The sequence below is a fragment of the Methylacidimicrobium cyclopophantes genome, from assembly GCF_902143385.2.
Classification (GTDB): Bacteria; Verrucomicrobiota; Verrucomicrobiia; order Methylacidiphilales; family Methylacidiphilaceae; genus Methylacidimicrobium; species Methylacidimicrobium cyclopophantes.
Genome location: NZ_CABFUZ020000118.1, coordinates 1 through 4,377, shown reverse-complemented (window position 1 = coordinate 4,377; position 4,377 = coordinate 1). Strand labels below are relative to the sequence as shown.

Genomic DNA, 4,377 nt, shown 5'->3' with positions numbered 1-4,377 from the left:
GACCGCCCGGGCGACGATCCGCAACTTTGGATTCATCAGGCGGGCGGTGAGGACGATCAAAAGGTTCTCGGCGTCCGAGCTTGCGCAAGCCACCAGCCCTTTCGCGTGAAGGATCCCCGCCATCGTCAAGACAGATTCGTCCGATGCATCCCCCACGAGGGCTGAGACTTCCGAGCGCTTGAGCTGAGAGACGGGCTCGGGATGGGAGTCGATCACGACGACCCGTAAGCCCTGATCGATCAACTCTTGAGCGACATGGCGTCCTACCCGGCCATAGCCGCAGACCAGATAGTGGTCCTTCATCCCTTTCAACATTCGTCTTTCTCGGCGGCCTTCAAGAAAATCCCGCCACTCTCCGGAAGCCAGATATTCGACCGCTGTTCCCGCGGAGTAGGCCGCAAGGACTCCTCCTCCCGCAATCAAGCCGATCGTGAAGAGCCGACCTTGGGGGGAAAGGGGGTGGACCTCTCCGAAGCCCACGGTGCTAAGGGTAATAACGGTCATGTAGAGGGCGTCGAGAGGCGACATCCCCTCGAGGGCCCAATAGCCGAAGCTTCCGACCACCACCAGCAGGAGAAGAATGCTCAGAGCGCCCAGAAAGCGGTGAAAGGGATGGCGAACGGGTGGCTGCCAAGGGGTCGAGTGCGAAACGGGAGGGGGCGAAGGAACCGGCATCGGCTATTGTTCTTCCTTGCAAAAAAGAGAGGGCGAAAGCCGGTGAGCCGAATCGAGGGTCATGCGCAGTGGAATGGCTCGTCCCTATCCGACCATGCCCTTAGACCACGGGCGCGTCTCCCCACAAACGCTCGAGCTCGTAGTGCGCCCGCTCCTTTTCGAGAAAGATATGGACCAGGAGCGATCCATAGTCGACCACGACCCAGTGGCTAGCGGGAGAGCCTTGGAGCGAGCGCGGTTGGAGGCCGTGAACCTTCTGCACCTCCCGCTCGAGAGAGGCAACCAGTGCCTTGAGCTGCGGCGGCGAAGCCGCGGAGCAGATCAAGAAGAAATCCGTGAAAGCGGAAAGGTTCCGGAGATCGAGGATCACTGGTGCGATCGCTTTCCCTTCTACGGCGACATCCCGGCAAAATCGGGCCAATGCGAGCGAATCTTCCATCAGGCGGGGCTCTTCTCGTACAGCCGTCGTTTGGCGATGTGGGCGGCCACCGGCCGAGGCACGAGGTGGCCGACGGGGAGGCCGTTGGCGGCGCGTTCGCGGATCTCCGTCGAGGAGATATCGACGAAGTGGGGCGAAGGGAGAATCGCCATTCCATGTTCCGGAACGAGGTTGGCGTAGCGTGGCCGAGGGACGACCAGAAAGGTGACGAGCTTTCGAAGACGCGAATAGTCCTTCCACGAGGGGAGGCTCTGCGCTTGGTCCGAACCGATGAGCCAGAAGAGTTCCGCCACCGGGAAGCGGCTGCGCATCTGCTCTGCGGTGTCAACGGAAAACGAAGGCCCGCCACGCACCAGCTCGCAATCCGAAAGAGAAAAAGCGGACCAACCCCGGATCGCCCGGCGGATCATCGCAAGGCGCTCTTCGCCCGGAGCGACGGGAGGGTCCGACTTGTGCGGGGAAAGGGAGCAGGGAATGAAGAGGATGCGATCGAGGCGCATCTGCTCCAGAGCATCCCAGGCGCCGATGAGGTGGCCATGGTGGATCGGGTCGAAGCTGCCTCCGAAGAGGCCGAGGCGAAGCGGGCGAAGATGTTTTTTTGCCGTCGGGCCTGCGTTGCGCATCGGGAACTTGCTCTTGTTTTCGGAAATCTGTTAGCCTCTTTGTTGGATCACGTCAAACGGGCCGTGGCGCAGTCTGGTAGCGCGCTTGCTTGGGGTGCAAGAGGTCGCGAGTTCAAATCTCGCCGGTCCGAGTGTTTTTCGCACGGCTTCCGCCCACCGGGGAGAGTCGATTGGCCGTTTGGACGAAAATGGATGCCGAAATAGCGGGCCGGCATGGCCGCTCGAGCGGGCGATTCCAAAGAAGGAGCCGGTCTGCGGAGGATCAGGCGGAAAGATGAACGACGACCGATATCCAGATATCGAGCGGCTCATCGAGCTCGATTTCGTGCGGGCAACGGAAGCGGCCGCGCTCAATGTCTTCCACTGGGTGGGTCGCGGGCAGAAAGAAAAGGCTGACGCGGCGGCCTGCGATGCGATGCGGGGCATGTTCGACCTAATGGATATTCGGGGCGAGGTGGTCATCGGAGAAGGGATCAAGGACAACGCTCCGGGAATCTTCAAAGGCGAGAAGCTGGGGAAGTGGGGGCCGACCGCTCCCCGATACCACATTGCGGTCGATCCGATCGACGGAACGACCAATGTTTCGAAAGGAGCGGGCAGTTCGATATCGGTGATCGCGGCCGCTTCCCCGGAGCCGGGAGCGGCGGACGCCCTGAAGGACATCCCATCGTTTTACACGATGAAGATGGCTTACGGCCCTCAGGTGAAGAGCTACGTCGAAAGGTTGGGGGTCGACTGCTTGCATCTCAAGAGTCCGATCGACGAGATCTTGCCGGTCGTCGCGCGGGCGTTGCGAAAGCGGGTCCGGGACCTCGTCGTCTGTGTGCTCGATCGACCGAGGCACGAGCGGCTGATCGAGGAGATCCGCTCCGCCGGGTGCGGCCTGCGCCTGATTTCGGATGGGGATGTGACGGCCGCGATGGCCCCCTCGATGCCGGAGGGCCACATCGATGTCTATCTTGGAATTGGGGGAGCTCCGGAGGCGGTGCTGGCCGCAGCGGCTATCAAATGTCTCGGCGGGGAGATGCAGGTGCAGATGTGGCCGAGGGATGCGACGGAGCGGGAAGCCTTGATCGAGCAGGGCTACGGTGCGGAATTGGATCGGGTCTTCTATGCGGATGACTTGGCGAAAGGGAACAACATTCTCTTTTGCGCCACCGCCATTTTGGAATGTGCGGGTATGGCCGGCATCCGCTTTACGCGCAGCCATGCCGTCACTCATTCTCTGCTCGTCCGTGCGAAGAACCGAACCATCCGATGGATTCAGACCTATCACGATCTCCGCTACAAGACCATTCGACTCCGAAGTCTCGCCAAAGAGCGCCCTCTCCATGAGGGGAGCTGAAAGCCGCCGCGCGCGAAAAGGTCGAAAGGGGAGCGCTCTTCAAGAAGATTGTCTTTCGATCTCCCGTAGCGCCTCCTCCGTATGGGTTTCCGGATTTACCTTTGCGTTATGCCAGACAATCTTCCCATTGCGAATTAAAAAGGACTGCCGGGTCGCGTGACCGTTTTTCTTCGTCACGCCGAAGGCGTCGACGATCTTGCCCTCCGGATCGGCGAGCAGGGTGAAGGGAAGGTGGTACTTTTCGGCGAAACGCTTTTGCGCGGAAACCGTGTCCATGCTCACTCCGAAGACGCGCACGCCGTGATCGATGAACTTTTTGTAGGCGTCCCGAAGCCCGCAGGATTCCTTCGTGCATCCCGGTGTATCGGCCTTGGGATAGAAGTAGAGCAGAACGATTGCGTTCCGCGAGGCTTCCTCCAAGTCCACGGTGTTCCCGTCTTGATCTACTGCTTGCACGGCCGGTACGGCCGCGCCTATCCCGAGCGGCTCTGTCGCTAAGTTCGTATTCACGAAAGAAATAAAATGCGAAAAGGGTGATGACACCAAGGACTTTCTTCCGGAAATGCATCGCGACCTCCGATCCGGTCAGGCCCGGCTTCTCGTCGTCCTTGTTTTTTGCGTCCGATTCGGCCTCCGATCCTTGGGAGAAGAAATGGGTCGTCGGCTCGACAAGGCCGAATCGCGGGGATGCGTAGGATCCGGAGGCCGGCTTTTGGATCTTTCTCCCGGCGGGTCGAGGAAGCGCGAGACGGCTCCATAGAGAGGAAAGGAACGATGCCTGGGAAGAAGCGGTTGACGAAAATTCGGCGTGTGGTTCGATGTGAATGCATGAATGGAAGAACGGTTCTCGGAATGGGCGTTGCATTCTTCTTAGGGATGGGGGCGCTCCGCGCCGGAGAGCCGCCGGCCGGCGACAACCCGCCGACTTCTCCTTCGGCGAATCCCCCGAGTAGCTGGCAGGAAAGGCTCGCGGATCTTTTGAAACGGGATTCGGAGCTCAACGGGAAGATCGATCAGCTCGATCAGGCGATCCGGGAAAAGCACGACGAGCTCGCCCGATCCCTTGCCAAGGAGTTGCGCAACGAACGATCCGCTTTCCATCAGGATCTGAAGCAGATGAAGGAGGCGCTGCAAGCAGGAATTCGGGGTGCCGCGAAATCGCTCGGAAAGGGTGCTGGACAGATCAAGGAGGAAGCCGCAAAGCTGCAGGAAGCGCTCGATCGGGCGGCTCAGCAGAAGGAGACGGCTCCCGCGCCTGCGCAGCCGGAGTAACCCGCCGCCTAATCGGCGGGCCT

Annotated in this window: 6 protein-coding genes and 1 tRNA gene; 3 read left to right on the top strand and 4 right to left on the bottom strand. The window is 60.6% G+C overall.

Annotation, left to right across the window (positions count from 1 at the left end; genetic code table 11):
• The 3 genes from FN369_RS05345 to nadD form a co-directional block, all read right to left on the bottom strand.
• Nucleotides 1-675, bottom strand: a 675-nt coding sequence (locus FN369_RS05345) for a potassium channel family protein (protein WP_142525162.1), incomplete at its 3' end; no start/stop codon positions are given.
• A 100-nt stretch (nucleotides 676-775) separates the two neighbouring features.
• On the bottom strand, nucleotides 776-1,114 hold the full coding sequence (gene rsfS, locus FN369_RS05340) for a ribosome silencing factor (protein WP_142525161.1): 339 nt from the start codon (nucleotides 1,112-1,114) through the stop codon (nucleotides 776-778).
• Complete coding sequence (gene nadD, locus FN369_RS05335) at nucleotides 1,114-1,737, bottom strand: nicotinate-nucleotide adenylyltransferase (RefSeq protein WP_142525160.1); 624 nt, start codon at nucleotides 1,735-1,737, stop codon at nucleotides 1,114-1,116. The genes rsfS and nadD overlap by 1 nt, the downstream gene beginning before the upstream one ends.
• Before the next feature lie 57 nt (nucleotides 1,738-1,794).
• Here nadD and FN369_RS05330 point away from each other — a divergent pair.
• A tRNA-Pro gene (locus tag FN369_RS05330) sits at nucleotides 1,795-1,868 on the top strand.
• Between the two features lie 143 nt (nucleotides 1,869-2,011).
• Nucleotides 2,012-3,082 carry a class II fructose-bisphosphatase gene (gene glpX, locus FN369_RS05325; RefSeq protein WP_142525159.1) on the top strand — a complete coding sequence of 357 codons (1,071 nt, stop codon included), beginning with the start codon at nucleotides 2,012-2,014 and terminating at the stop codon, nucleotides 3,080-3,082.
• Between the two features lie 39 nt (nucleotides 3,083-3,121).
• Here the strand turns inward: glpX and FN369_RS05320 are convergent, their stop codons facing one another.
• Nucleotides 3,122-3,592, bottom strand: coding sequence for a peroxiredoxin (locus FN369_RS05320; protein WP_142525158.1), 471 nt, complete (start codon nucleotides 3,590-3,592; stop codon nucleotides 3,122-3,124).
• Nucleotides 3,593-3,910: 318 nt separating this feature from the next.
• Here FN369_RS05320 and FN369_RS05315 point away from each other — a divergent pair, with 318 nt between their 5' ends.
• Nucleotides 3,911-4,354, top strand: a complete 444-nt coding sequence (locus FN369_RS05315) for a hypothetical protein (protein ID WP_142525157.1) — start codon at nucleotides 3,911-3,913, stop codon at nucleotides 4,352-4,354.
• Nucleotides 4,355-4,377 lie beyond the last annotated feature (23 nt).

Excerpts from the sequence above, each read along its gene's own strand:
- glpX (WP_142525159.1), top strand. The coding sequence starts at position 2,012 with ATGAACGACGACCGATATCCAGATATCGAGCGGCTCATCGAGCTCGAT.
- rsfS (WP_142525161.1), bottom strand. The coding sequence starts at position 1,114 with ATGGAAGATTCGCTCGCATTGGCCCGATTTTGCCGGGATGTCGCCGTA.
- FN369_RS05315 (WP_142525157.1), top strand. The coding sequence starts at position 3,911 with ATGAATGGAAGAACGGTTCTCGGAATGGGCGTTGCATTCTTCTTAGGG.
- nadD (WP_142525160.1), bottom strand. The coding sequence starts at position 1,737 with ATGCGCAACGCAGGCCCGACGGCAAAAAAACATCTTCGCCCGCTTCGC.